The organism is Asticcacaulis sp. AC402, from assembly GCF_000495835.1.
Taxonomy (GTDB): Bacteria; Pseudomonadota; Alphaproteobacteria; order Caulobacterales; family Caulobacteraceae; genus Asticcacaulis.
The window spans coordinates 49,298-75,342 of the sequence record NZ_AWGC01000031.1 but is presented as its reverse complement, the minus strand read 5'-3'; the positions used below and the strand labels follow the sequence as shown (position 1 = coordinate 75,342).

At 61.1% G+C, this 26,045-nt stretch carries 23 protein-coding genes; 11 read left to right on the top strand and 12 right to left on the bottom strand.

What is annotated here, in order from left to right; genetic code table 11:
- Positions 1-119: 119 nt before the first annotated feature.
- Entirely contained in the window at positions 120-3,023 is a 2,904-nt protein-coding gene (locus tag ABAC402_RS36535; protein WP_155847462.1) for a CHAT domain-containing protein, read from the bottom strand.
- Between the two features lie 282 nt (positions 3,024-3,305).
- A complete protein-coding gene (locus ABAC402_RS36530; RefSeq protein ID WP_023450861.1) occupies positions 3,306-3,959 on the bottom strand; it encodes a TetR/AcrR family transcriptional regulator in 654 nt (217 codons plus the stop codon).
- 74 nt (positions 3,960-4,033) lie between these two features.
- Here ABAC402_RS36530 and ABAC402_RS36525 point away from each other — a divergent pair, with 74 nt between their 5' ends.
- The 5 genes from ABAC402_RS36525 to ABAC402_RS36505 are packed head-to-tail and all read left to right on the top strand — an operon-like array spanning position 4,034 to position 9,164.
- Entirely contained in the window at positions 4,034-5,173 is a 1,140-nt protein-coding gene (locus tag ABAC402_RS36525; protein ID WP_023450860.1) for an FtsX-like permease family protein, read from the top strand.
- Positions 5,174-5,176: 3 nt separating this feature from the next.
- Entirely contained in the window at positions 5,177-5,875 is a 699-nt protein-coding gene (locus tag ABAC402_RS36520) for an ABC transporter ATP-binding protein (protein WP_023450859.1), read from the top strand.
- Positions 5,876-5,896: 21 nt separating this feature from the next.
- Entirely contained in the window at positions 5,897-6,805 is a 909-nt protein-coding gene (locus ABAC402_RS36515) for an efflux RND transporter periplasmic adaptor subunit (protein ID WP_023450858.1), read from the top strand.
- Positions 6,802-8,148, top strand: a complete 1,347-nt coding sequence (locus tag ABAC402_RS36510; RefSeq protein ID WP_023450857.1) for a TolC family protein — start codon at positions 6,802-6,804, stop codon at positions 8,146-8,148. The genes ABAC402_RS36515 and ABAC402_RS36510 overlap by 4 nt, the downstream gene beginning before the upstream one ends.
- A 2-nt stretch (positions 8,149-8,150) precedes the next feature.
- Positions 8,151-9,164, top strand: coding sequence for an NAD-dependent epimerase/dehydratase family protein (locus ABAC402_RS36505; protein WP_023450856.1), 1,014 nt, complete (start codon positions 8,151-8,153; stop codon positions 9,162-9,164).
- A 139-nt stretch (positions 9,165-9,303) separates the two neighbouring features.
- On the opposite strand, the gene ABAC402_RS0120795 is transcribed toward ABAC402_RS36505, so the two are convergent.
- From ABAC402_RS0120795 to ABAC402_RS36490, 5 genes are all read right to left on the bottom strand, one after another.
- On the bottom strand, positions 9,304-10,419 hold the full coding sequence (locus ABAC402_RS0120795) for a patatin-like phospholipase family protein (RefSeq protein WP_155847461.1): 1,116 nt from the start codon (positions 10,417-10,419) through the stop codon (positions 9,304-9,306).
- Positions 10,420-10,686: 267 nt separating this feature from the next.
- A complete protein-coding gene (locus tag ABAC402_RS0120790) occupies positions 10,687-11,628 on the bottom strand; it encodes an NAD-dependent epimerase/dehydratase family protein (protein WP_031235968.1) in 942 nt (313 codons plus the stop codon).
- Complete coding sequence (locus ABAC402_RS36500) at positions 11,625-12,446, bottom strand: alpha/beta fold hydrolase (RefSeq protein WP_023450852.1); 822 nt, start codon at positions 12,444-12,446, stop codon at positions 11,625-11,627. The genes ABAC402_RS0120790 and ABAC402_RS36500 overlap by 4 nt, the downstream gene beginning before the upstream one ends.
- Positions 12,447-12,595: 149 nt before the next feature.
- Positions 12,596-12,994, bottom strand: a complete 399-nt coding sequence (locus ABAC402_RS36495) for a hypothetical protein (protein ID WP_023450851.1) — start codon at positions 12,992-12,994, stop codon at positions 12,596-12,598.
- A gap of 30 nt (positions 12,995-13,024) precedes the next feature.
- Positions 13,025-13,738 carry a DUF4386 family protein gene (locus ABAC402_RS36490; protein WP_023450850.1) on the bottom strand — a complete coding sequence of 238 codons (714 nt, stop codon included), beginning with the start codon at positions 13,736-13,738 and terminating at the stop codon, positions 13,025-13,027.
- Between the two features lie 308 nt (positions 13,739-14,046).
- Between ABAC402_RS36490 and ABAC402_RS39495 the strand changes: the two genes are divergently transcribed.
- Complete coding sequence (locus tag ABAC402_RS39495; RefSeq protein WP_023450849.1) at positions 14,047-14,973, top strand: helix-turn-helix domain-containing protein; 927 nt, start codon at positions 14,047-14,049, stop codon at positions 14,971-14,973.
- Entirely contained in the window at positions 14,970-15,593 is a 624-nt protein-coding gene (locus ABAC402_RS36480; protein ID WP_023450848.1) for a TetR/AcrR family transcriptional regulator, read from the top strand. The genes ABAC402_RS39495 and ABAC402_RS36480 overlap by 4 nt, the downstream gene beginning before the upstream one ends.
- Positions 15,594-15,596: 3 nt before the next feature.
- Here ABAC402_RS36480 and ABAC402_RS36475 read toward each other — a convergent pair whose 3' ends face one another.
- The 3 genes from ABAC402_RS36475 to ABAC402_RS36465 form a co-directional block, all read right to left on the bottom strand.
- Positions 15,597-16,259 carry a sterol desaturase family protein gene (locus tag ABAC402_RS36475; protein ID WP_023450847.1) on the bottom strand — a complete coding sequence of 221 codons (663 nt, stop codon included), beginning with the start codon at positions 16,257-16,259 and terminating at the stop codon, positions 15,597-15,599.
- Between the two features lies 1 nt (position 16,260).
- Entirely contained in the window at positions 16,261-16,665 is a 405-nt protein-coding gene (locus ABAC402_RS36470) for an EF-hand domain-containing protein (protein WP_023450846.1), read from the bottom strand.
- Positions 16,666-16,746: 81 nt separating this feature from the next.
- Positions 16,747-17,265 (bottom strand): hypothetical protein, encoded by a 519-nt coding sequence (locus ABAC402_RS36465; RefSeq protein WP_040410081.1) that lies wholly within the window; start codon positions 17,263-17,265, stop codon positions 16,747-16,749.
- A gap of 206 nt (positions 17,266-17,471) precedes the next feature.
- Between ABAC402_RS36465 and ABAC402_RS36460 the strand changes: the two genes are divergently transcribed.
- The 3 genes from ABAC402_RS36460 to ABAC402_RS36450 all read left to right on the top strand — a co-directional run bounded on the left by ABAC402_RS36460 (position 17,472) and on the right by ABAC402_RS36450 (position 20,797).
- Complete coding sequence (locus ABAC402_RS36460) at positions 17,472-18,188, top strand: response regulator (protein ID WP_023450844.1); 717 nt, start codon at positions 17,472-17,474, stop codon at positions 18,186-18,188.
- Positions 18,188-19,510: an ATP-binding protein gene (locus ABAC402_RS36455; protein ID WP_023450843.1), complete on the top strand. Its 1,323-nt coding sequence runs from the start codon at positions 18,188-18,190 to the stop codon at positions 19,508-19,510. The genes ABAC402_RS36460 and ABAC402_RS36455 overlap by 1 nt, the downstream gene beginning before the upstream one ends.
- 360 nt (positions 19,511-19,870) lie before the next feature.
- Positions 19,871-20,797 carry a metallophosphoesterase gene (locus tag ABAC402_RS36450; protein WP_023450842.1) on the top strand — a complete coding sequence of 309 codons (927 nt, stop codon included), beginning with the start codon at positions 19,871-19,873 and terminating at the stop codon, positions 20,795-20,797.
- Positions 20,798-20,839: 42 nt separating this feature from the next.
- Here ABAC402_RS36450 and ABAC402_RS36445 read toward each other — a convergent pair whose 3' ends face one another.
- Together ABAC402_RS36445 and ABAC402_RS36440 are read right to left on the bottom strand one after the other, a co-directional pair.
- A complete protein-coding gene (locus ABAC402_RS36445) occupies positions 20,840-21,364 on the bottom strand; it encodes a response regulator (RefSeq protein WP_023450841.1) in 525 nt (174 codons plus the stop codon).
- Positions 21,365-21,700: 336 nt separating this feature from the next.
- The gene (locus ABAC402_RS36440) at positions 21,701-24,010 is read right to left on the bottom strand and encodes a glycoside hydrolase family 127 protein (protein ID WP_162148538.1); all 2,310 of its coding nucleotides are present in this window, start codon (positions 24,008-24,010) and stop codon (positions 21,701-21,703) included.
- A gap of 397 nt (positions 24,011-24,407) precedes the next feature.
- Here ABAC402_RS36440 and ABAC402_RS36430 point away from each other — a divergent pair, with 397 nt between their 5' ends.
- The gene (locus ABAC402_RS36430) at positions 24,408-25,907 is read left to right on the top strand and encodes a Fic family protein (RefSeq protein WP_235080001.1); all 1,500 of its coding nucleotides are present in this window, start codon (positions 24,408-24,410) and stop codon (positions 25,905-25,907) included.
- The last annotated feature ends 138 nt before the right edge of the window (positions 25,908-26,045 follow it).

Below are 26,045 nucleotides of genomic sequence, written 5' to 3'. Positions count from 1 at the left end.
CAGCGCTGGCATCTTCAATCTCCGAATAATGTCCGAAAAAGGGAATCAGACATTCAGCGGCTACGCAAGAGATGTGTGCATCCGATAGGTGAAGAACGGGGAGAGGGGATTCTACAACGCTACCGCGCCACCAGCGAGAATGGTGCCCAGATGGCTGGACTGGCGCCGCCACCGACTGTTTCGTCCTTCATCAAAGCCAATGTCGCCTGACGCAAGGCCTGCGCCTGGGACACGCCCCGGGCGTGACTGCGGACGGTTTCGACGCTCAGGCGGTCGGCGACGTCATCGCGCACCGGCCACATCGACACCAGCAGGCTTTCCGCCCCGGCCTGCATAAAGGCCTTGGCAAGACCGGAATAGCTGCCGCCGGCGTCGCGGCCGGTGCCCGAATTGCATGCCGACAAAATCACCCAGCGCGCCCGCAGCCGCAGACCGGCGACATCGGACGCCGTCAGCAAGCCGTCGTCGCTGGCCGACGGTTGATCCGGTGGGGTCAGCACCAGGGCCGGCTCACGCAGGGATTCGAGATTGCCGCTGACCAGACCATGGGTGGCAAAAGCGATAACGCTGTATTGGGTCAGGTCGGTCTGTTTGATCCGGGTTTCGGTGGCGTTTTGCCCCGTCAGCAGCTCGGACCGGTCCAGAGCCAGGGCCTGACGCATGCGTTCCAGTTCCGCTTGCGCCATCGGCAAGCTGGGGAGACGCCGCAGGGCCTCGGCATCGGCCATGCTGTTGCCGCCGCGGAAGGACTGGCCGTCTTCGCCGGACAGGACCGGCGCGCCGACCCCCAGGAAGCCGCTGGCGTATGTTCTGGTCGTCCTGACGCTGACCAGGCCCGGTTTGACCGAGACGGCAAACGACCGGATGAGCCAGGCGCTGTCGCGCAGAGCGGCGGGATCGCTGTCCGCGCCCTGGGGCGCACGGGTCAGCAGCAGGCCCAGCGGCAGCGACATTAAGGCGCCGCTGCCCAGGACATCCAGTTCCCGGGTCCCCTTGAGAAAGGCCTGGATCCTGGGCGTGAAGATCGCTCCGCCCAGCTGCCAGGCCGGCTGTCGGTTAAAGGTGGCACCACCACCCGTCCCGGCCGGGGGCAGCATGCCTTGATCTATATCCCGGCGGATGGCGTCGATCGCCTGATGGGCGGTGAAGCGGTCGAGCGGAGCGCTGTCCCAGCTTAAACCTGCGCGCGTAACAACAAAGGTCAGGACCCGGTCGTCGCCGAGCAGCGGCATGACCACGGCATGGCCCCTGGCCAGCCCGCCCTGGACCGCCTTGACGTCCAGCGGTTCGGGATTGCTCAGCCGGTCGAAGTCGGGAAATATCGCGTCCAGTTCGGCGGTGAACCTGGCCAGATCCGCCTCGACGGCGACAAGGTCGCGGTCGATCTGCGCGATCTGGTCCGGCCGGGTGCCGGCGCGGCTGCGGGCAAAGGTGCGTTCGCTATCCAGGCGCAGCCGGGTCACCTGGGCATCCTGAAGTCGGCGGGCGAGGTCGGCTGCCCTGGGATCTCCGGCCGCAGCACGCACGGCCAGGGCCTGGGAGGTGGCGGCGATTTCGGAATGGGCGGCGCGCTGGGCGGCGGCGAAGGCCAGGTCCGGCCGGTTGGCTGCCATGGCAATATCGGCATAGCGAATGAAAGCGACCTGATAGGCCGGCAGTAAACCGGCTTGACGGCCTTGGGCTGCGCCCTGGTCCAGGTGGGATACCATGACGGCGGACACCGTTTCGGCTTCGCTGAGGGCCTTGGCTGTCTCGCCTTGCCGCGCCAGAATCAGGGCGTGCAGCATGGCGGCGCGAATGCGGTCAGGCGCGGTCGGTGGCATGTCGCGTTGGTAATAGGTCAGGGCTTGCGCGACCTGGTCACGGGCCGCAGCATAGTCACCTTGCAACAGGTGGGTTTCGGCCAGCCGGGTGCGCAGGCGGGCACGGGTGGTATCGCCATTGGCGCCCACAGTTTCCAGGACCTTTAGGCCGGCATCGAGCTGGGTGGCCGCCTGGGCGCGGTTGCCGCCGGCCAGTGCGACCTCGGCCAGTTCCAGCCGGATCAGGCCGGGCAGGTCGGGATTGACGCCGGTATTCACGCCCTCCAGCGCTGTCAGGGCATTGTCGAGCAGGGCCTGTGCCTCAACCGTACCGCCCTGGCGCGCCAGGACCTGGGCCAGACGGTAGCTCAAGCCGACCGTATCGACATTCTGCTTGCCGCCCAGCTTGCGCGCCAGGTCGATGCCGTCGCGCAGTACGATCTCGGCTTCGCCAAAGCGGCCGAGATCCATCAGGGTGGTGCCCAGGTTATGGATGGCGAACAGCACCGCCGGATGGCCGGCAGGTAGCTTGTCACGCAGGGCGACAGCCTTGCGGCAGGCGTCAAGTGCGCCTTCGAGATCGCCGGCCAGGCGCAGGGCGGCGGCGTAGTTGCTCATCTGGACGGCGTAGACGCGCAGCAGTTCCGGATCCTGCTCCATGACCGGCAGGGCCTGGTTATAGGCGATCAGGGCGTCGCGAAGCTGGCCGCGGCCAAACAGTGAACCGGCGATCTGGGCCTTGATGGTGGCGGCGCGGCCGCTTTGCGGACCGTCGACCCGGATGAACAGGGCCTGGGCCTTGTAGCGCGTTTCCAGCGCGCCGACGGCATCGCCCTTGAGGTCCTGAAAAACGGCGCGGGCCAGCAGGCTGTCGCCCATGTCGCGCGTCTCGCCAAAGCCCTTGTCAGCCAGAACGATGATCAGGGCGTCCATGACAGCGATGGCCTTGTCCGCCTGACCGGCGCGGGCCAGGGTGTAGGCATAGACCTGGGACAGGCCGGAATCGAACTCGCCGTAGCGGTCCATCTCGGCCAGCATGGCTTCCAGTTCAGGCAGGGTCGGGCGGTCGGCGCCGGCCTGGTAGCGCGCGACCAGTTCGGCGATACGCGTGTCGCGGTCGGCCTTGGTCGAAGCGACAGGCGGCGTTTGCTGCGCTGCCAGTGTCGGAGAAGCGCCCAGCAGCAGTGCCGCCAGGCTGATGGTTGCCAGTTGCCGTGTCACGACGCCGCCCACTCCCCTTGATTTTATTTGCAGATTAATACCAACCCTCGATGACCTTGACTCATCGCGGGTTGGCAAGCGCGCCAGCGTACGTTTCTGGGGCGCCCGAGCTTTTGCGAGGAGCCACGCGGCGTTTGAGCTGAAAAAATGCGAATACCAAGCGTCATTCTTTATGAGGCTTGGTATAAGTCGGAAAAGCTGAATAGAAAAGCGCTGTTTTTTTGAATTGCGCCCGCCGGCGGTGGTTACGGGGAAGGGCGAAAATGGCGTTGCGCGCTTCGGTCAATCACAGCAGCCCTTTAAGAAGAAGTCCACGGCGATGCTGACATAGGCGTCAATTTCCTGTTCGGATGCGGCGGGTGAGACCTGCAGGCCGCAGCGCATATGGATGTCCGACCCTTTGAACAGGGCCGAAAACAGGTGGCAGGCCATCATCGGGTCGTCGACATTCAGTTGCCCGCGCGCTTTCAGCCGGCCGAAATAAGCCGACATGGCTGACTTCATGCGGTCGGGACCGGCGGCGAAGAACAGGTCGCGCAGGGTCTGGTCGCCTTCGGCGCGCAGCATGACCTCGATGGTCATGGCCTCGTGGCTGTTCAGCAGGCGCAGCAGGCCACCGCCCATGGCGAACAGGGCTTCGCGCACCGGCATGTCGTCCAGCTTATCGAACAGGTTGTCCGGAATGAACTGGTTGCACTTGTCGCGGACGATGGCCGAGAACAGCTCTTCTTTGCTGGAGAAGCGCTTGTACAGGGTCAGCTTGGACATGCCGACGGCGCGCGCCACCGCTTCCATGGTGGTGCCTTGATAACCCAGGTCGAGGAACATGTCGCCGGCGACCTGCAGGATCTGGGGGACGAGGCCCTCGTTGACCGGACGTCCCCGCTTTGCCGGCTCATGACCGGGACCGGAGCCAGGGTTTTGCACAAGTGTCATAATTTTGGTACTTGACGGTACTTTATTTCCGTGATCATTATGATACTCATTCGTTCACTAAATGGCAATGCCTCATGCGCGACGTCGCTCTTAAAATGCTGTTAGGCGATCGGGCCAAGTACATCGGCCTGATCTTCGGAGTCACTTTTGCTACTCTACTGATGGCGCAGCAGGTGTCCATCTTTACCGGCATCATGTCGCGTACGGCCAATGCGATCACCTCGGTCCGGGAAGCGGAGATCTGGGTGATGGATCCGCGGGTACGTTATGTTGACGAGGTCGAGCCGATGCGGCCGGTGGAACTCAGCAACGTCCGGTCGGTGGCGGGGGTCGAGTGGGCGGTGCCTCATTACAAAGGGCTGGCGACGGTGCGATTGCCCGATGGCATGACCCAGCAGGTGCAGTTGATCGGGGTCGATGACGTCTCCCTCGTCGGGTTGTGCACCGACATGATCGCCGGGCAAAGGGATGTGGTGCGCGATCCGCAGTCAGCGGTTATTGACCGCAACGGCTTTCTGTTTGTCTGGCCGCAGGGCGATTTCGCCACTGCCAAGCCGCTGGAGCTTAATGACAATCGCCTGACGGTGCGCGGGGTGTGCAACACCCAGCCGACCTTCCTGACCTTTCCGATTCTGTATGTCACCTATGACGCCGCCATGGAGATGACGCCGCCTCAGCGCAACAAGCTGCCCTTTATCCTGGTCAAGGGGCGGGCGGGGCAATCGCCGGAGGCGCTGGCGAAACGCATTACGCAACAGACGGGCCTGCAGGCCCTGACGACGTCGCAGTTCCAGTGGCGCAGCATCAACTACTACCTGGAGCGGACGGGGATCCCGATCAATTTCGGCATCACCATCGCGCTCGGCGCCATTATCGGCGCGGCCATTACCGCCCAGACGTTTTACATTTTTGTCGTTGAGAACCTGAAGCAGTTCGCCGCGATGAAGGCGGTGGGCGTCACCAATGGCCAACTTCTGCAGATTGTTCTGACTCAGGCCGGTCTCGTCGGCGTCATCGGCTATGGCCTGGGGATCGGGTTTACAGCTTTGTTCTTCTTCGTCACGAAGGATGCGCCGGCGCTGCAGGGGTTCCGGCTGTACGGCGAGATCATGGCCGGTACCGCCATCGCCATTGCCGTCATCATTCTGGCCTCCATCCTGTTCAGCCTGGGCAAGGTGTTCCGGCTGGATCCTGCCGTCGTCTTCCGGGGCTAAGCCATGCACGCTGTCAGTTTCCGCAATATCGCCAAGGACTTTCCGATTGGTGACGACCGTGTCCGCGTTCTGCACGACTGTTCTGCCGACATCGCGCTGGGGCAGATGACCATGCTGGTCGGGCCGTCGGGCTGTGGCAAGACCACGCTGATCTCCATCCTGTCGGGCATATTGACCGCCAGCGAGGGCGAGGTCACTGTTCTGGGTCAGTCGCTGACGCGGATGCGCGACCACCACAAGGTGCTGTTGCGGCGTGAGCGCATCGGCTTCATCTTCCAGCAGTATAACCTGCTGCCGGCCCTGACAGCGGCCGAGAATGCCGCAATGCCCTTGATGGCGGCGGGCATGAAGCTGCCCGAGGCGGCGGAGCGGGCGCGCGCCATCCTCGATGGTATCGGCATGCAGGGCCAGGGTGACAAGCTGCCGCGTCAGTTGTCCGGTGGCCAGCAGCAGCGGGTCGCGATCGCCCGCGCTCTGGTCCACAATCCCGGCCTGATCGTATGCGATGAGCCGACCGCCGCTCTGGACGCCGCCACGGGTAAGGCGGTGATGGCGATCCTGCGCGACATTGCCAATGATCCGGGCCGTGCCGTTCTGGTCGTGACCCACGACAACCGCATCTACAATTTCGCCGACCGCATCCTGGAAATGAGCGACGGCCGCCTTATCGGCGACTTCGCGCCAGACGCCTTTCAACATTAAACGTTTTTTGGGAGTAACCCAATGGCTACACGGAAATTCAGCCTTCGTCCGACCAGCCTGATCCTGCCCGTACTGGCGGCGGCCGGGTTGGGCTTTGCCCTTTACAGCGTGCTGTGGCGGCCGGCCGAGGCCGTGACCACCCCGGCTTCGGCGCCACCGGCGACGCCCGTGCAGGGCGCCATCGCCGGCATCGGCGTCGTCGAACCGCGCAGCGAGTTTCTTAACCTGGGCGTCGAATTGCCGGGTGTGGTGCGCCAGGTCTTCGTTCAGGTCGGCGACACTGTGACCCAGGGCCAGGCCCTGTTTGCGCTGGACCAGCGCGAGGTTGATGCCGAGATTGCGACCCTTGGGGCCGCTATCGCTTCGGCCGATATTTCGGCCGCCGATGCAAAAGCGGCGTATGACCTGATCCGCAGTGTTGACGATCCGCGCGCCGTGTCGAAGGATGAAGTCGATCGCCGCCGGTTTGCTGCCGACCTGGCCGGAGCAAAGGCGGCTGAACTGCGGGCGCAACTGGCGGCGGCGCAGACGCGCAAGCGCCGGCTGACGGTGACGGCCCCGATCGATGGCCGTATTCTGGCTTTGAATGCGCGGCCGGGCGAATATGCCCAGGCCGGTGCCCTGGCGGAGCCCTTGCTGCGGATGGGCGATACCGGCCGGTTGCATGTCCGCGTCGAGGTCGACGAGGAAAATGCCGGCAAACTGACGGCCACCGCGAAGGCGCAAGGGTCGTTCAGAGGGGCGTCGACGGATCGGGTGACGCTGAGCTTTGTGCGCTTTGAACCCTATGTCCAGCCCAAGCAGAACCTGGCCGTGGCCGGCCAGCGGGTGGATACGCGCGTGGTCCAGGTGCTTTATGCCCTGCCTGAAGGCAGCGACGCCGCCTTTGTCGGGCGCCAGATGGACGTCTTTATCGAGGGCGGCAAATGAAGCGCGCTGTCCTCCTGACCGCCGCGGTGCTGATGGGGTCACTACCTTTGGCCGCGCCCTTCGCCACGGCGGCACCCGTTACGTCCGCGGCGGTCACCCCTTTGCCTGTCGCCGGGTTTTCATCCCTGTGGGCACATCTGGGTGACGCTTATGCCGAAGAGCTGGCGGCGCGGGTGTTGCGCGACAATCCCGATGTTTTGCGCATGGCCGCGCGGCTGGACGAGGCGAGGGCCGTGACCGCCGGCGCCGGTGGGCGGTTGAAACCGCGGGTCGATGCGGCGGTGTCGGCTTCGCGTGGCAATGACCAGTTTGGCGTGACCGGCAGCGAAAGTCTGGTGCGCGGCGGCTTCGAGGCGCGCTGGGAACTGGACCTGTCGGGTCGTTTGCGCGCGAGTGTGGCGGCGGCCCGGGCCGGCGAGGCGCGCGATGAGGCGCTCTACGAAGACGCAGCCCATGCCGTGCTGGCGCGGATGACCGAGGGGCTGGTAATGGCGCGGATGCTGGCGGCGCAGTCGCGGGCTTTGGAAGCCAGTCTGAAGGCTCAGGACGAGACGATTGCCCTGTTGCGGTCGCGCCAGTCGGCCGGGTTGAACGAAGCGACCCGGCTGGAACTGGCGCTGTCGACGCGGGCGCGGACGCAGGCGCGGTGGAGCGAGATCGCCGCCCGCTACAGCGATGCGGTTATCGGGCTGGAACGCATCACCGGCGTGCCGGTGGCCGACCTGGAGACGCGGTTGAACAGCGATGACCTCAGCGTGCCACAGGAGGGCTGGGTGACGGCGGTGCCGCTGGAGCGGATACGTGGCAATCCGGCGGTGCGCGCGGCCTTCGCGCAGGCCCAGGCGGCCGATGCCCTGGCAACAGAGGCGCGGGCGGCGCGGTGGCCAACCCTGTCGCTGACGGCGTTTTTGGGTGTGCAGGACGGTTCCGACGGTTTGCGGCTGGCCGGCAATCCGATCGGGTCACTGGCGTCGGCTTTGGCGGCACCTCTGTTTAACGGGGGGCAGTTGAAGGCGCAGGAAGCGGCGGCGGCGGCGCGTCGCGACCAGGCACGGGCGGCCTATGAGTCGTCAGTGCGCGATGCCCTCGCCGATGCATCCCTGGCGGTGAATGGTTTCGAGCGGGCGCAAACCTTGCGCGATGGCTACCTGGCGGCGCAGGCGCATGATGCGGAGTTGGAACGCCTCGCCGGCCGGCGGGCGGATTCAGGCCTGGTCAGTGTCATCGAGGTCTCGGAAGCCCAGGACCGTTTGGCCCAGGCCCAGCTTCAGGTGGCCGAGGCCACCGGCGCCGGCCATCTTGCCTATATCGCTCTGATGCGCAGTCTGGGTCCAGGAGGTTAGCCATGAGCGATCGGGTTTTGGTGACGGGGATCAGCGGCTTTATCGCCAAGCAGGTGGCGTATGACCTGCTGATGCGTGGATACGCGGTACGCGGTACGGTGCGGTCGCTGGATAAGGCGGATGCCGTGCGGACGGCGCTTGAGGCGGCAGGGGCACCGGTTGCGGGGCTCGAGTTCGTCAAGGCGGACCTGACGGCGGATGACGGCTGGCAGGCGGCGGCCGACGGTTGCCGCTTTATCCAGCATGTCGCGGCGCCCTTTCCCCTGGTCCAGCCCAAGGGCCGGGAGGACCTGGTACCCGCGGCGCGCGACGGGGTTCTGCGCGTGCTGAAGGCGGCGGATGGGGCCGAGCGGGTGGTGCTGACCTCGTCGATTGTGGCCATGCTGTATCCGAACGACTGGCGTGGCAAGCGGCTGATCACGGCGGCCGACTGGACCGACCCGGAATGGCGCCAGGCGACGCCCTATGCGGTGGCCAAGACGCGGGCCGAACGGGCGGCGTGGGACTATATGGCCAGTATCGGGCGCAAGAACCGGCTGGTGACGGTCAATCCGGGGCTGGTGCTTGGGCCGCCGCTGGATAGCGATATCGGAACCTCGCTGGAGGTGGTTGCGCTCTTGCTGCGCGGGGCCTATCCGGCGGTGCCGCCGGTGGCGTTCGCCCTGGTCGATGTGCGCGATGTTGCGGCGATCCATGTCGCCGCCATGACAGCAGAGGTCGGTGGCCTGAGGCTGATCGCCGCCGACGAAACCCTGACGATGCGTCAGATGGCGCAGTATCTGCGTCAGGCCTTTCCGGCGCGGGCGAGCCGGATACCGGTGACGCAGATGCCGGGGGCGATGCTGCGTTTCCTCAGCCTGTTCGACCCGGCCTTGCGTACGATTGTCGGTGACCTGAACAAGCATCCGATTGCGGATACGCAAATGACGCGCAAGCTGACGGGTGTGACCTTCCGGCGAGGGCGGGATTCGATGATCGAGGCGGCACAGGCGATGGTCAGGATGGGGTTGGTTTAAGGGGAATTGCTATCGAATGGCGTATCGGTTTGCCTGCCTCCGACCTCACGCCCGAAGCGCGCCTTAATCGGGAGGTCCAAGCTTGTTCCGCCGCTACGGTGCTCCGTCCTCCATTGTGCCCCTGGAGCGACTTAAAACATTACTCCCATCCTTGCTTCTCAATAATCTCCGAACGCCACTTGCCACCGGCCCCCATCTCGAATCCAAGTTCATAAATCTGTGTCATAGAAGAGAGCGAGAACTCTGTAATTGGCGCACTTTGACCCGCCGGTATTGAGATTAGCCGGAATTCGGCACCATATCGATTTGCCACGAGCGCGTTCATTTGCAATGTACTCCTCATCGACGCTTTGCCACTCAAAATGAGGCTGCGTTGCAATATGTTGAAAGTCGATAAACCTGTGGCGCGAGGCACGGGTGCCGTGGATATATTTGCTATCATGAATATTCTAACTGGGCCTGTTACCCCCAAATGTTCTCCGGCAATATCCGCGAGGGCTTCAGGTACAGCATAGATAGGACTTGAAATACCGCCGTCTACATGGGTTTCCATGCCTTCCCCTGCGTCAATTAGTACGGGTGGAAACATCCCGGGAATACTGGCAGAGGCCAGGAGAACATCTCGGAACATTCTACGAGCAGGTTCGCCGCCCGTCCTTGCAATTGCTCCCATGTCCCATGCTACCGATCGCTCCTGCTCGAGGTCCGTGGTTACGACGATCAAGGTTCTGCCACTTAGGCTTTCCCTCGCGACCGCATCCACAAGCTCCTGCGTTACATAGGAGTCGACAAGATTTAAAAGCGGACGACCGCTAAACATCGAACTCGAAAATAGTCCCACCAGCAACCTGCGTCGCATAAGGTAACTGGTTCGCTCATCCAGATAGGCGGCCCGCAATTCATCGTCCCAGTCTGAACCAAGATATGCGAACGGGGCAATCAAAGCCCCCGTAGAAACGCCAGTGACATGGTCAAATACGGGCCGATCGCCCCGACTTGTCCACCCTCCGAGAACACCAGCGCCAAAGGCACCGTTTTGGCCTCCGCCAGACAACGCCAGGACATCAAATGTACCGTCTTCAGGGGTTCGCCAGCCCTGAACCGTAAGGTGTTCAGCGAGTCGAAGATCATCAGAATAGAAGCGAACAGTGGAGCCATCTATCCGCGCAGGCATAGTTGCGGTACAAGCGCTCGTCAGGAGCACAAGTGTCGCCAGTAAGCACAAACGTAAAAAGAAACAAACGTCGTTCGTCAAGGCTTTTTTATCCCAAGATTGTAAATGTTTCGCTACAATTTAAAGCTGCTTCTTGCTATTGAAAGCAGACGCGTTTTGGATGAAAAAGAGGCCGAATGTTCCCGCTACATGGCCCATCCTGGGATAGCCAAAAAAGGCGCCGGGGCATCCCGCACAATGGGTGGCTGCCCGCGACAAGCGCCCCAGCCCGCCATCCTTTGCCATCAGCTAATTTATCGAATCGCTGGAACGAGTTCGAGATCGAAGAGCCATTCGGCCTGTACTTGCTCATGTGCCGTTCCTTTGAAACCATCGTGCCGTTTCGGCAATCCCTTGATTTATTGGTATCGGATCTGACCAAAACCTTGCTTTGAACTTTTCCCAGTTCACTCTGTAGGGTCGATCAAACAAAAAACGCATTTCGTCGACCTCTCGTAGAGGTGGGGAGAAGATACCGGCAAATTGCGTAAGAAAAGGGGGAAGCACAGTTATTCGGTATGTCGCGTCGAGTTCGTCAGCGGCTATCTGCAGCAACTCGCGTAGGGTCCGAGTTTTGTCACAAGGAACGTGCCAAGCTTGTCCAAACGCGTCGTCCGGAGCGTCAACCAAGGTGACGACCGCCCTTGCAAAGTCGCGCACGTGGGCGACATCGTGCGCAAAGATTGGCCTTTCCAGCAGTACAGCTCTTCGACCTTTTGCCAGCGCCCCTATTGTTCGCGTACCCAAAATGGATTGCTCAACGCCTGGACCGTAAAAGTCGGGGGCCCGGACAGAAACAACTCGGGCACGCTGCGTCTCGTGGGCCAATTGCCAAAGCCGCGTGGCTTCAGCACGGGCGCGTGGCTTTCTGCCTGTTTTTGTAAGTGGCAGGGTTTCGGTAAGCTCAGCGTCCTGCGGACCGTACATGTAGAGATTATCTGCCAGGACTAATCGAAGTTCGTATTTGGAACACGCCGCCAGCATTGATCGCATGGCGCATGGCCACGCCGTCTCCCAAACCGAAGATAAGTAAGGAAAACCCAGCGCACAAATGATTTGACCCGTACCGTGGAGCGCTCCGATCGCCTCATCGTGATTAAGGATGTTGCACGTTCGAAAAGCTACACCAGGCGGCAGGTCATGGGGGCGTGACCTCTGCAAGACCAGGACCTCACGGCCAAGCGATACAAGGTTTGAAACAATTGCCTTGCCAAGAGGGCCATATCCAATAACAGCGAGGGGATTGCTCAAGAGTGTCGTTCTCCTTGTGTGTCAACGGCCATGAGAAAATCAAGAAGAGCCACGTTGAACTCATTCGGCCGCTCAATCATGACGGCATGTCCGGTTTTTTCGAAGGCGATGAACCGAGCATTCTTGATCGCTGCATGAACGACTCTGGCACGTTCAGGCGAAATAGGACGATCCTCCTCGCCTGAGACAATCAAGGCCGGAGCCGTGATGTTTTGAAGCTCCGAGGTGATCGCATTTCTATGGGCGGATGCGGCCGCAGCACGATGGAGAGCCCTGGGCAGTCGCTCAACAACCTTCCGCCAGCGTTGCCGTTGTGGCTTGCGGTCAGCGGCTGTAAGGAAGGTGTCTCCAAAGAGGATCATCATCAACCGGTTGGCAACCAACCGGGGACCAAATATTCGCACAAAGTTGATCAGCTTGCGGTATTTCGGCAAGTTCTCTGCTTCTTCAGCGTCGGCGCTGGGGCCTATCAGACAAATAGACCGTACAAGCTCAGGGCGACGCGCGGCAACGCGCATGGCGATGAACGTTCCCATAGAAAAGGCGACGACATGGACAGGGCTTGATGAGAAATTTTCGATAATGAACACTGCGTCCTCAGCGAGTGAGTCCAGGTCTAGTTTATCTTTCGTTTTTTGGGATTGACCCTGGCCGCGCAAGTCAAAAGCAATGATCTTGTAGTGGCTTCTCAGCGCACCAATCTGGGCGTCGAACGACTCGCTTGCCAGCATAAGGCCATGAATGAAGACAACGGTCTCAGAGCCTACGCCCTTCTCTTCATAGTAAATGCTTGCGCCGCGGACCTGCAAATAGGGCATATCGAGTTCCTCCGTAACGGATGCGACGCAAAACAGTGGTCCAACAACTGGACGGCAGGTGTGGCACATTGCCATGCCCCGTCGCATCAGATTGAATTGCTGGCAGAATGGTCGCTGAGTGATGCAGTGCGCGACTTTATCGCCGCCGATCAATTTTCGATTGTAGCGCAGGCCTTAAGTGGGTTGCCGCGATCACGCTCAAAGTCTTTGCGCCATTTGGAGTCTACATTCGGCGCAATAAAGATCGTCATCCGAGAGCCGCTTACAGTATCTTCGAAATCTATCTCTTCGAATGTGAAGCCGAAGCCGCGAAGTCGATAGGTGGTTCGGCCTGATGCTTCGTCCCGTGTAAACTTCGACATCGGAAGAAGATCCGCCTTTTCCTCAAAGCAAGCTGCAACAACCTTAGCGGCCAGTGGGCTTTCCAGAGACGTCTGGGTCGCGACTTTGCGGAAAAACTCCGGATTGCGGACACCGGCACGATCCGGGGTCGCGCATCCCGTCAAAGCTATGGCGAGGATTAACGAGGGTAGAATGACGTGCTTCATTCGATTGTTCCTTGAATTCAATATGGAAGGTTATTGAGCGATAGGCTGGCGCGGCAAAAGTCCAATACCTGTCGCAAGAAGCCAGATGGTCAGGCCAAGGAAACCAACAATCGTCGCCATAGCGAAGGCTTCGCCGGATTGCCCAATGGCGATCGCGACACCCTCATTCGTCCCGACCGCGATGGCTGCGGCCGTAACAAATCCGATAGAGGCCGTGATCCGGCGACCTTCGTTCCATTGCAAACCGCACAGAAGAACGACAAACAAGGCCGTCAGAAGTTGCCCCATGTGTTCACCAATGGCGACACCGCCATATTGGTTGATAAGACTAAAGGTTTGTTCGGCAGCGAGCTTTGACGTGTCATTAGTCTGAGGATCGCGGTGCGCTTGAGCAAGGCCCGGAACGACGAATACCCATCGCCATAGTCCCATGGCCTGAGCCAGGCCGGCCAGTGCACCTGCGACAGCTGCCCCAACCGCGAGGGCTGGCTTTTCTCTGACCCGTTTCTGAGTTAGTGCCAGCGCCACGGCCAACGGCACAAAGAGGAGGGCCGCGAAAGCAAATGCGTGCCACGTAAGTACAAGTCCCGCCCCCCCCGCCGCGAATTTCTCCAAAGCCTCGCTCGCAGGCCGCCTCAGGATATCAGGGTAGTCGTATGTTACCGCTAAAATGGCGTAAGGTATATTGAATCCGATCGCGAACACGATCGCCGCTAGTCCAGCCAAGGGGCGCGTCTTTTCCATTTTGTCGTTCCGTCTGCCAATTTCATCGTGCGAATAGCCGTTGTCACCGATGGGTGATGTGTGGTATATCACCTATCGGTGACTTTGTATGCAAAGCGTCAAGCAAAGATATTCAACCAGGGGCGCGCATAAATGCTGAGCTTTTTGAATGCGCGACGCAGCACAGGTCAACGCATCAACACGGAGTCCTTACCAAGACTGCCAAGGGCCTTGCGCGGCCAAAAACGCGAAAATGTGCCAAACATGCTTACTTTTATCAAAACCCGTTTGGTGGCTGTGAAGTGTCCGGCAGTGGAGGCCCGGTTTCGATGAAAGCAAGGTCCCTTGCCCGTGGCACAGTGCAACTGACGAGTTATCGTGCTGCGGAATTTCTATCCGGCTCCGGCACCCAGATTGGCGCTGCCTACACGTTGAACGGGGTAGGTGCCGCACTTATCGACGAGACGCCCAATGAAATTCTTGCGCCTGCGGTCGACGAAACGATTCTGATTGTATCGCTAAGCGCGAGACCAGAGCAGCATGCTGATCTCCTGGGAAAGAAATTCCAGAGGCCCTTCCCAGTGAACTCAATGATCGTCATTCCAGCGGGACTGGCAACGTGGTGGTCGGCGCCAAAGGTATCCATGAGGCAACTTCATATCCATATCCAACCTGCGTTTTTAGAAAAAATTCAGGAAGCCCGACTCGCAGATCTTGATCGTCCCCGCTTCGGGCACGAAGACCCGGCATTGACGGAGATCAGTCGAGCTATAGAGGTAGCGCTGTCTGCATATCAGGGCACAGGACTCGAACTGTATATTGAACACCTACTTCTGGCCTATGCGCTGCGTACTTTTTCAGGATCTCCCACAGCTTCGCGCCGCACCAGCGGTGGCCTCGCACCTTGGGCACAAAACGCATGTATCGAGTACATGCACGAAAACCTGTCGCGTCAGGTGCTCCTGAGCGACCTGGCTGCGATTGCTGGCTTATCGCCTCACCACTTTGGAAGAATGTTCAAACAAAATACCGGTACATCGCCACATGCGTTCATGATAGGGGCGAGGATGGACAAGGCGCGCCAACTCCTAAGTGATACGACGATCCCAATTTTGGACCTTGCAGATGCTGTCGGCTACTCAGCGCCTTCTACGTTCGCGCGATTGTTCAAACTTCACGTTGGCATGAGCCCTTTGGAATACCGTCGGATCCATCGCCCCAGGACATTCGGCAAGAGCACGAGCGAGAAAGAATGATCAAAAAAACTCAGAGCTATGCCAGAGACAGAGAGGAAACATCGCGCAGAATACTGCGCGCCGCTATGGACGTGCTTTCCGACGGCGGGCATAAGGATTTCGGTATCAACATCATTGCTCGGCGGGCACAATGCGATAAGCAATTGATTTATCGCTATTTTGGAGGACTTGAAGGCGTTGCCGACGCCATAGGTGCGGAGCTTGCAAGCCAGTTGATGGAAAGGCTGAAGCCTCCAACACAGGATACGCGCCCCGAGACATATGGAGCACTTATGAAAACCCTGATCGTTCAACTTGTCGATTTATTACGCAACGATCCGGTGACTCAGAAGATAATTGCCTGGGAGATCTCGTCAGCTTCGCCAATTCTCGATCGCATGAACAAAGAACGAAGTAAACACCTCGCTATATGGATGCACACCATGCGCGGAAGTCTAACGCCAGCCAAAGGCTTGGATGCGCCTGCCATCAATGCGGTCCTTATTGCCAGTGCACAGCATATGGTTCTGTCCGGCACATCGCGGGGAAATTTTGCAGGCATGCCGCTTTTTGACGAAGACGACTGGAAGCGACTGAACGACACATTCCTGAAGATTATAGACTCCGTTTACGGAGAGTAACCATCAATTCCCCGACGAACTGCAGTACTTGTGTTCAGGTGGCATGCCATAATTGACACATTCTTCCGCCTGGGCTGAGACTTGATGCGCCGGCGTGTTCAGAATATAGTCCACAACGCTCCACCGCGGCGACAGTTCGGTATGCAGGAAGAACTGGTACAGCAGGTTCAGCGCCAGCAACACGGCGATGACAACAGGCGGAAAGCCGATCAGCACCAGAGGGGCAAACACCAGCCATTCGCCCGAAAGGCCGCTGGTCCAGCCCAGGCGCAGGGCCGTGGCCAGGGTGAAGCGACCGCTGGAATGATGAACGCTGTGGGTGGTCCACATCCAGCGCACGGTGTGGGCGAAGCGGTGCATCCAGTAGTAACAGAATTCGACGCCGACGAAGCCGAACAGCCAAGTCCATACCGAGTCTATCGGTAGCTGCCACGGTGCAAAGACCGCGACCGCGCTCAGTCCGGCGGTGATGATAAGCCGATTTAAGGGGCGGACCGCGATATTGCCCAGAGCGACGCCTAACGAGGCGGCGGTTTCGCCGGCGTCGTAACGCCGGCGAAAGACCAGGATGAGCAGCAGGGCTTCGATGGCGATCAGGGCCAGCATGGCGGCCAGGACCGGCCCCTGGACCAGTGCGTACACGCTTGCGGGACGCAAGATTTCCATTCTAATTGCCCGCCTTCATCTGCTTGAGTTCGAAGCTATCGACGACATCATTGTCGTCAGCATCGGCCTGGTCGAAACCCAGGGTCGGGCCGTTGGCGAATTCGGTGCGGTCGACGCGGCCGTCACGGCTGGTGTCGAACCCGACGATCATCCGGCGCAGCTTGTCACCCCGTGCTCCGCGCCGGGCGAAACCCGGCAGGTCGCTGTCTGAAAGGAAACCGTCCTGATTGCGGTCCATCTCGTCGAACTGGGTGGCGCGGTAGGTACGGAACTCGGCACGGGTGATCATCCCGTCCTGGTTTGAGTCGGCCTGGGCCATGCGTCCGGCCGGTCGACCGACATCGGCAGCGGCAGGGCCCGCTGTGGCGATGACAAGAGCGGCGCAAAGGAAAAGTGGGGCGTTCATGATGGTCTCCAAAACAGCAAAAAAGCGAAAAAGCAGTCCCGCAGCGAAGGTGGTGGTCGCCGCGGGACAGTAGGTGTGGCGTCAGCGTGACGGACAGGTGATGGTCGCGCCGGAAGCGTCGCGGCACGTCGCCTGGCGGGTAGCGCCGGTGGTGGAATCGTAGGTGGTGGAACCGGAGTAGCTGTTGCCGGTCCGGGCGTCGGTGGCATTGGTCGTACGCGAGCCCGTGACGGTACCGTCGGCGTTGCGGGTAGAACTGCCTTGCGAGTTCAGGGTGCCGCGGGCGCCGGTGGCGCCGAAGCTGCCCTTGTGATCGACCGAACCATCGGTATTGTAGGTGGTGGTGGATCGGCGAGCGGCCCGGCCGCCATCGGCTGTGCGCACCGCCCCGCCGGATGCGGTGGTGGTCGAACCGTCGGCATTGGCATGGGCGCCGCGGCCGCGGACATAAGTATTGCCGTTATGGCTGCCGGCGGCGACGGCGCCGTTGGCGCCACGGGCGCGAACCCGGCCCTCGGCGGCGTCCGCGGCGGTGGCAATGCTGCCCAGCGTCAGGGCGAAGAGACCGGCAGCGAGCACGGATGTGGTGAGAGTTTTCATAGCATGGTCCTTGGGATTTTTGGGAAGATGGGGGGAAGGGGATGCGAACTGAGCGCCATCCTGCAGCGGTGCCTGTTACGCCGTGATGTCGCGTTGCGGCCCGTGAGTGACGGCCGGTTACGCGAGGCGCCCGCTGTAACCGCTTGTAACAACTTGCTTGCGGTAGCGGCCCTGGCAGGCGCTATAGTGGGAGGAATGAGGAGATCATGACCCAGAATAAAGGCCGTCTGTTGGTGCTCGATGACGATCCGGAGATGCGCGCCCTGTTGCAACGCTATCTGACCGAAAACCAGTATCAGGTACGCGCCGTGCCCGACGCCCAGGCGCTTTACCGGCTGCTGGCGCGCGAAGCCTTCGACCTGCTGGTGCTGGATCTGATGATGCCGGGCGAGGATGGCCTTTCAGTATGCCGGCGGCTGCGCAATGAAGGCCAGACCCTGCCGATCATCATGCTGACGGCACGCGGCGATCCGGTGGACCGCGTCCTCGGTCTGGAAATGGGGGCCGACGACTACCTCGCCAAACCCTTTCTGCCAAGGGAACTTCTGGCCCGGATCGAGGCCGTGCGCCGCCGCCAGAGTCTCGGCCCCCACCTTGGGAGTTCCGGACAGGCGGTGGTCGTCTTCGGGCCCTATGAACTTGACATGGCGCGGATGTGCCTGACCCGGGACAAGGCGCCGGTGGAGCTGTCAACGCGTGAATTCATGCTGCTGAAGACCTTGGTCAGTCACGCCGGCCGGCCACTGTCGCGTGCCCAGATCATTGATCTGGCTCTGGGACGCGACGCCGAAATTACCGACCGGGCTGTTGACGTCCAGGTGGTTCGCCTGCGCCGAATCCTCGAGGCCGATCCGGCCAAGCCGCGTTGGATTCGCACAGTCTGGGGCCACGGCTATGTTTTTGCCATGCCGGAGGCCAACTGATGCGCCGGCGGTCGTTGCGTTTCCAGACCCTGGCCGGCACGATTCTCATCGTCGCCCTGGGCCAGGTCCTGGCCATCGTGGCCATGACCCTCCTGGTGGTGCGGCCGCAGATTGAGCGGACGGCGGATATGGTTGCCCAGAATGTGTCGGTCATGATCGAGACCTATGACGGCCTGCCGCCGGACGCCCGGCCGGTGATCTTGGCGCGGTTAAAGGCCTCGCCCTATCTGGCCGTCTGGCAGGGGGCCGCGCCGCCCGACCGGTCCGGCCCACCACCGCGCTATATGGAACGCGCCTTCATGCGTGCCCTGGCTGATCGTCTCAGCACCCAGGCGCATCTCGACTGGCGCACAGATTCTCGCCGCAAACTGTGGGTGCAGGTTTATCTGGCGGGACAGCCCTATTGGATAGGCTTGAAACCCAAGTCAGTGTTTGCGCCCACCGGGCTGATCGCGACCCTGATGCTGATTGCGGTAGGCCTGGCGTCTCTGCCAGCCTATTGGCTGAGCCGGCAATTGTTGCAGCCGCTGACAGATCTGCGCAGCGCCGCCGACCGGCTCAATCTCAGCGCCCATCCTGAACCCCTGCGCGAGGACGGTCTTGACGAGATCGCCGGCCTCAGTCGCAGTTTCAACGCCATGACCGGCCGCCTGCGCGAGATCGAAGCCAACCGCGCGCTGGTGCTGGCCGGTATTTCGCACGACCTGCGTACGCCTCTGACCAAGCTGCGCCTGGGACTGGAGATGGCGGGCATAGCCGATCCGGCCTTGCGCGAAAGCACCCTGCGCCAGGTGGAAACCATCGAGCGCATTTTGTCGCGATTCCTGCAGTTCGCCCGCGGGTTCGATGCCGAACCCGCGGAAGCGGTGCGACTGGCGGACCTGTTTGCCGCCTTGCGGGCCGATTACGCCGATACCGGCCTCCAGGTGGTTCCGCCGCCACCAGGGATGACCGTAATGGCGCGGCCGATCGCTCTGCACCGTGCCCTGGGCAATCTGATTGAAAACGCCCTGACCTATGGCCGCCCGCCGGTGCGCTTGTCCTGGCGATGGGAAGGAGAAGGCCAAGACGCGTCAGGGCTGTTGCTGAGCGTCCTCGATCAGGGAGAGGGCTTTGGGGAAGGCGAGGCTGAGCTCTATGTGAAGCCTTTCGTCTGCGGCGATGCGGCCCGCCAGCCGCAAGGCGGAGCGGCGCCTGGCACCGGGCTGGGCCTGGCCATGGTCGATCAGATCGTGCGTCTGCATGGCGCCCGGCTGGTGTTTTGCCGACGCGATGGCGGATTTGAAGCGGCGATCGTCCTGCCGCAGATCTACGGTTCTTGAAAACCCCTTCAAAGTGTGTCAGTTCCCCAGTGAGAGTGCCATCGAGTTTATGGCGGGGATGATTTGAAATCCGCAAAACCAACGATTAACGTTGCGGCAGGGGCCGGAGTAGACCGGGGCATCGTGTCGGGCGTTCTGAAGGGCGGGATGAACACTCGAGCCGGATGAGTTTTGATGGACTCAAAATCCCGCTCCACGTTTTTGTTTTGTCGCGCAAGTTTTCCGAAAACGGGAGCGCCCGTGCGGTGGCGTGCACTTTAGCGGATTGCGCTCTCGTGACACGTCGCGTTATGCAATATTGGCCGCCGTCGAGTTGCTGCTTGCCGGCGTGCCCGCTCCGGCGGCGGAAAGGCGACCACAATGAACTATGACATTATTGGTGATATCCACGGGCATGCGGTCCCACTTACGGCGCTGCTGACCAAGCTTGGCTATCGCCAAAGCGCCGGCGCCTGGCGGCATCCCGACCGGATCGCTATCTTTGTCGGGGATTTCGTCGACCGCGGTCCCGGCCAACTGGAAGGTCTTCGCACGGTCCGGGCGATGATCGACGCAGGTTCTGCCCAGGCCGTCATGGGCAATCATGAATTCAACGCCATTGCCTGGTCGCTGCCCGATCCGGACGAGGACGGTGGCTATCTGCGGCCAAGGAACGCAAAGAACCGGAATCAGCACCGCGCCTTTCTGGAGCAGATCGGTGAGGACTCGGCTGAGCATCGCGCATGGACGAACTGGTTCCTCGACCTGCCGCTGTGGATCGAAACGCCGGCCTTTCGCGTTGTCCATGCCTGCTGGCATGCGCCCAGTGCGGCGGAACTCCTGCCGCAGCTCAAACCCGGCCTGAAACTGGATCATGATCTCGTGCTGCAGGCCAGCCGGCGGGGTTCCAAGCCGTATGCGGCGATTGAAACTCTGTTGAAGGGCAGGGAGGTCAGGCTGCCGCCCGACGTCAGCTTTCGTGACAAGGACGGCAACGAACGCCATGAGGTCCGTATCAAGTGGTGGGCCGGCGAAGCGCGCACCTATCGTGACGCCGCCATGGGGACCGGCGATGCTGTCATTCCCGATATTGCTATTACCGGCCTGGACAGTGTGAACGCGCCGGACCGGCTTACCTTTATTGGCCATTACTGGCTGAATGCCGACCACGGGATCGGGCCGCTTTCGCCCAAGGTGGCATGCGTCGATTACAGCGTCGCGCGCGGCGGGCCATTGGTGGCCTATCGCTTCGACGGTGAAGCGGAAGTCGAGCCTGCCAAGTTTGTCGCTGCCTATGGCGATGGGTGAGGGGTGTTTCCGGCGCGCGAAAGACGAAAAAAGCAAAAGGCCCTAACCGCCCACAGCCATCGTGTTCTGACCCGCAGTCGCTTTGCGGTCGGCGCGGCGTTCTTCATCGGGGTAGTTGTCGGCCGAGCGACGGCGACGGTCGGGGCCCTTGTAATTCGGCGCCAGCACGAAACCGCGCGGATAGTCGGCGACCGCCACCAACTTGCGGAACAGGTCTTTGGGTATGACCGGCTTGACGCAGACTTCGTTGATGCCGGCGTCGCGGGCGGCCTCGATTCGCCTCTTTTCGGTCGAGCCCGAGATGATGATGATCGGCGAAAAGCGGTTGGGATGATGCTCCTTCGCCCGCACCCGTCGCGTCAGGGCCAGGCCGTCGCCGCCTTCCAGCACGTAGTCCAGCAGGATTAAGTCGTACTCCGATCGCTCCATGGCGATGTCCGCTTCTTCCGCAGACATAGCCGCAAAGATGCGTTTGGCGCCGAAGCCGCGCAGGACCGTTTCCAGGATCTGCCGCATATGGGCATTGGAATCCACGATCAGGATTTTGCAGTTCTGAAGTCCGACCATACCGGCCCCCAACCACGCCAGCAAACAGCTTTGCACGCTCAGGATGTGCCGAGGCCATTAACAACGGTTTAACGCTACCGGATAAAAACGGGTATTTCGACGAACTTCACGCCAGGCTGGTGGCGATGGTCAGGTTCTGGTTCAGGGGCCTGGTTACCGGCGTGCGTTCGTAGACCTCCAACAGGCTGGAGCGGGATGCCGGAGTGGCATGTCGGAGTGGCGGGCGATAGTGTTTCGGAAAGAAAGTCGCCCCACCACCGCAATTCACTCACTTCGCCTTCGGCTAAGTTTCGCTCGAGCGGTCCCCCTCCCCACGCAAGCGCGGGGAGGTATAGATCAAGCTTTTTTCTCCGGCCTTAGCGACCGCACTTCAAACACATCGAGACCCGAGCCCCGCGTGGTGAACCGCACCCGGACCTTGTCCTTGCCGGCCGTCATGACCGCCGGCAAGGCATAGTCCACGACCCGGAACTGCGCCTCTGACGGGTAGTCCAGCTTTTCGTTGGTCAACAACCGGCCATCGACCGTGATGTCGAAATTGCGTCCAACATCCTGGCCCCAATAGGTCACCTGCAACGCGGTCTGCGCTTCGACGTTCAGAGTAAACTCGAAATACTTGCCCGTCGTCCACATCAGCCAGCGGCCGGACCGGCCCAGCCGTGACGATGGTTCCGAAATATCGGTAGCAAACCCATGGTCGCGCTCGGGCTGCATCTCGCCCAGCCGTAAGATGTCGATGGTGCGCCAGTTGAGCGCCACACGGTCGGCTTCGGCTTCCTCATATGCGGCCTTCTCGACCTGCCATTGGGCCTCGGTAAACAGCGGGAAATAGACGGCCGTCCGGCGATGATACTGATTGAAGAACGGCACAAGCTGCAAGGCCTGCGGCTGGGCATTCAAGGTCAGACTCCCGCGATTGACGGCGCTCAGGGCACTGGCGGCCACGACCACCGGGGCCTGAGGGACATCACCTTCGGCGGGGCCCATATCGCCAGCCATAACCATCGGCCCCTTGATAAAGGCGGCCAGGCGCGGATTGTCCGGCATGGTCTCGACCTTCAGCGCGTGGGGCAGGGTGAGTGCGACCGTATCGCCGGCTTTCCAGGAACGGCGGACGCGGACATAGCCGTTTTTGACCAGCAGCGGCGTGTCCTTGCCATTGACTGATAAGCGCGGTCCGTCGGCCCATTTGGGCACGCGGATGGCCAGGGTGAAATCGGCCTTGCCTTGCGGCGTCACGGTAAAGGACACCGGTTCGGCCTTCAGGATATCGCCGGAAAGGGCAATCTTGGTCGCCTTGTCGGCCCAGGTCAGTTCAGACGGGATGAACAGGTTGGCATAGACGGTGTCGCCGGATCTCCACCAGATCGAGTCTGCGTGCTTGGCGTGACTTTCCATGCCCGAGCCGACGCAGCACCAGAAGCTGTTCTCCGGCGTCGAATAGAGCCGCTGGGATCCCGAGGCCAGGGGGACGAAATAGACGAAGGCGCCGGTCTGCGGGTCCTGGTGCGCCATGATATGGTTGAGGTGGGCGCGTTCGTAATAGTCGAACCAGGCGGCGTCTGGCTGCCATTGATACAGGTGCCGCGTCAGCTTCAGCATGTTGTAGGTGTTGCAGCTTTCGCAGGTCTTGTCGTCGATGCGGCCGCTCAGCTTGCCCGGGGCGCCGAAATGCTCACCGGCCGAATTGCCGCCGATGACATAGGAATGGTGATGCACCACCCGGTCCCAGAAGAAGGAGGCCGTGTCGCGATAGCCAGTGTCGCCGGTGACTTCGTAGAGCCGCGCCAGGCCGATCAGCTTGGGGATCTGGGTGTTGGCATGCTTGCCGTCCAGTTCGTCGCGGCGCTGGGCCAAGGGCGTCAGGACGGCCTTGTGGTAGATGCGCCGGGCCATGTCGAGGTAGCGTTTGTCGCCGGTGCGAACATAGGTTTCAGTGAAGGTCTCGTTCAGGCCGCCGTGCTCGGCCGCCAGGACCTTCTGCATCTCGTCGTCGGACAACCCGCTTAAGATCCCGATCAGATAGTCCGACAGGCCGACGGCGACCTTGAGCGCCTGGTTGTTGCCGCCGTAGCGATGGGCATCGAGCAGGCCGGCGTGGACCTTGTGCCAGGTGTAGAGCGGCACCCAGCCGCCATTGAGGTCGAAACCGTGCGAGGTGATGACGTGGTTGCGGACCTCTTCGAAGACGATCTTGCCGTCGACGATCTTGCCGTCGCGCTCAATGGTGGTGCCGCCGACATAGCCGTCGCCATGGGCTTTCTGGATGACGTTCATCTCGCTGACGGTATAGTCGAGCTTCTGCTTGAACGCCGGATCGCGGGACTGGGCGTAGGCCAGGCCCAGTGCCGTCAGATAATGGCCCAGCGAGTGGCCGGCGATGCCCATGTTTTCCCAACCGCCGTAGATCTCGCCCTTGGGGGCCAGGCCGGCGGATTTATGGAAGTTGTGCAGCAGCCGGTCGGGTTCCAGCGCCAGCAGGTAGCGGCCATTTGCCTCGACGGCATCGCGCCAGATGGAGGGGCTCAGGGTGACGGCTTCGAGCGGGAAGGCGGAGACCTTGACGGGTGCGGTCTTGGCGGTCGCCACGACGGGCAGGGCGGCCATGGCGGCGCCGGTGAGCAACAGTCCGCGGCGATTGAACATGACCATCTCCCGGTTTTTGTCTGACAATAAGGCGGTGATGTATGCGCGTCAATTGCCAATTGGGCAGCCGACGTGTCGATTTTTTCGATTTTTTCGACACCTCCGACTCCCTGAGCACCAACTTTGTCGGGATCCGCGCCGACGTCGCCGGCTGGTCTTCACGCAGGGCGCAGACGCTGTTGACCGGGCGACCAGACGGAAAGGTGTTACGGTCAGTGTAACTTGGATCAGGCAGGGACTTGGGAACGTTCTTCACAAAATGTCGCTTTGGTGATAGATTTTCACAGTTGGTGAAGATCTTGCGCATTAAGGTGCCGCTGGTGGTGAAAAAAAAATCACAGAGAAAAGCATGGGTGAGTGGTTCTCGCAGCCGGTGACGGAATTTCGCGGACGGTCCTTGCCGGAAGCCGGCATACCTGCGGGCTATGCGGCCATCATCGAACGCTACGACCTCTTCGTGCCAAACCCGCCTGTCATGGCCGCGATCGCGCGACGCCACCATCCCCGGTCTACGAAAGACTGGTACTTTGTGACGCCCCGCCAGGCACCCGCCCCGCAACTTGGCGCGCACCTGAGCTTTGCCTTCAGATACGAAGGAATCGACCTCCAGATCCTGGCCCGGCTCTTCTCGACCATCGACGCAGCGGACATCGAAACTGTCGTTCGCACGACGCCGACCGGCAGTTTTTCACGACGCCTGTGGTTTCTCTATGAGTGGCTAACAGGTCGCGACCTTGATATCGCTGATCCGGGCAAGATACGCTTCATTCCCGTTCTCAATCCCGACCAGCAGTTCGCCCTGGCCACCGGCACGCCATCGCCCAGGCACAAGGTCGTCAACAACCTCCCCGGAACCCACCAGTTTTGTCCGCTTGTCCGTCGTACAGGCGTGCTCGAAAACTACGCGGGTTTAGATCTTCCTGGCCGCGCGGCCCAGGTCATGGGTAAGGTCAGACCGGACATCATGGCGCGGGCAGCCGCCTTTCTGCTGCTGAGTGACTCGAAATCATCATTTGCCATCGAAGGCGAGCGGCCCACGGGTCGGCGGGCCGCGCGATGGGGACAGGCCATCGCACAGGCCGGCAATCGTCCTTTGTCCGTCGACGAATTCAACCGCCTGCAACATATCGTAATCGGAGATGCGCGCTTCGTCCGCCTTGGCTTGAGACACGAGGGCGGATTTGTCGGAACGCATGACCGGGAGACAAACATGCCGGTTCCCGATCACATCAGCGCACGGTTCGAAGACCTCCCGATGCTCATGCAAGGTGTCGTTGATTTCTCCGCCCGCGCCGTGGAAGGTGGTCTTGATCCTGTCATCACGGCGGCCAGTCTTGCCTTCGGTTTCGTTTACATCCACCCCTATGTCGACGGTAATGGCCGCTTGCACAGGTGGCTGTTCCACCACGCCCTTGCGCAAGCCGAGTACAGTCCTGCGGGTCTTGTGTTTCCGGTCAGCGCCGCGATCCTTCGCAACCTGGAGTCCTATCGACAGGTCCTGGAATCGTACTCGGCACCCCTGCTGCCCTTTATCGAATGGGAAAGGACAGCCACCAACAATGTCGAAGTCCTAAACGAAACCCTCGACTACTACCGCTTCTTTGATGCGACCGCGCACGCGCAATTTCTGTATGGATGCGTTCAAGAGACGATCGACGAGGATCTTCCTGACGAGGTATGGTTCCTCCAGGCCTTCGACAGATTTAACCAGGCCTTGCAGGACATAGTCGACATGCCGACGACTGAGGTCGAGCTCCTGTGTAAATTCCTGTCCCAGAACGCGGGAAGGCTTTCGAAGAGGGCAAGGCAGAACGAGTTTGAAGCGCTGACGCCGGACGAACATCAGCAGATCGAAGCCCTGTATGCCGATACATTCGCGCGTGAGCCCAAGGGTTAACCCGGTTAGGTCCGGGGGCACTTCATGCGATTTTTCTCGGCATCTCGAACGCCGGCACGACTGGCCAGGTTGTTGTGATCACACCACGGTCGCGGAATTTCCAGCCTGTGTCATCGAACCGTAACAGGGTTTTCACAA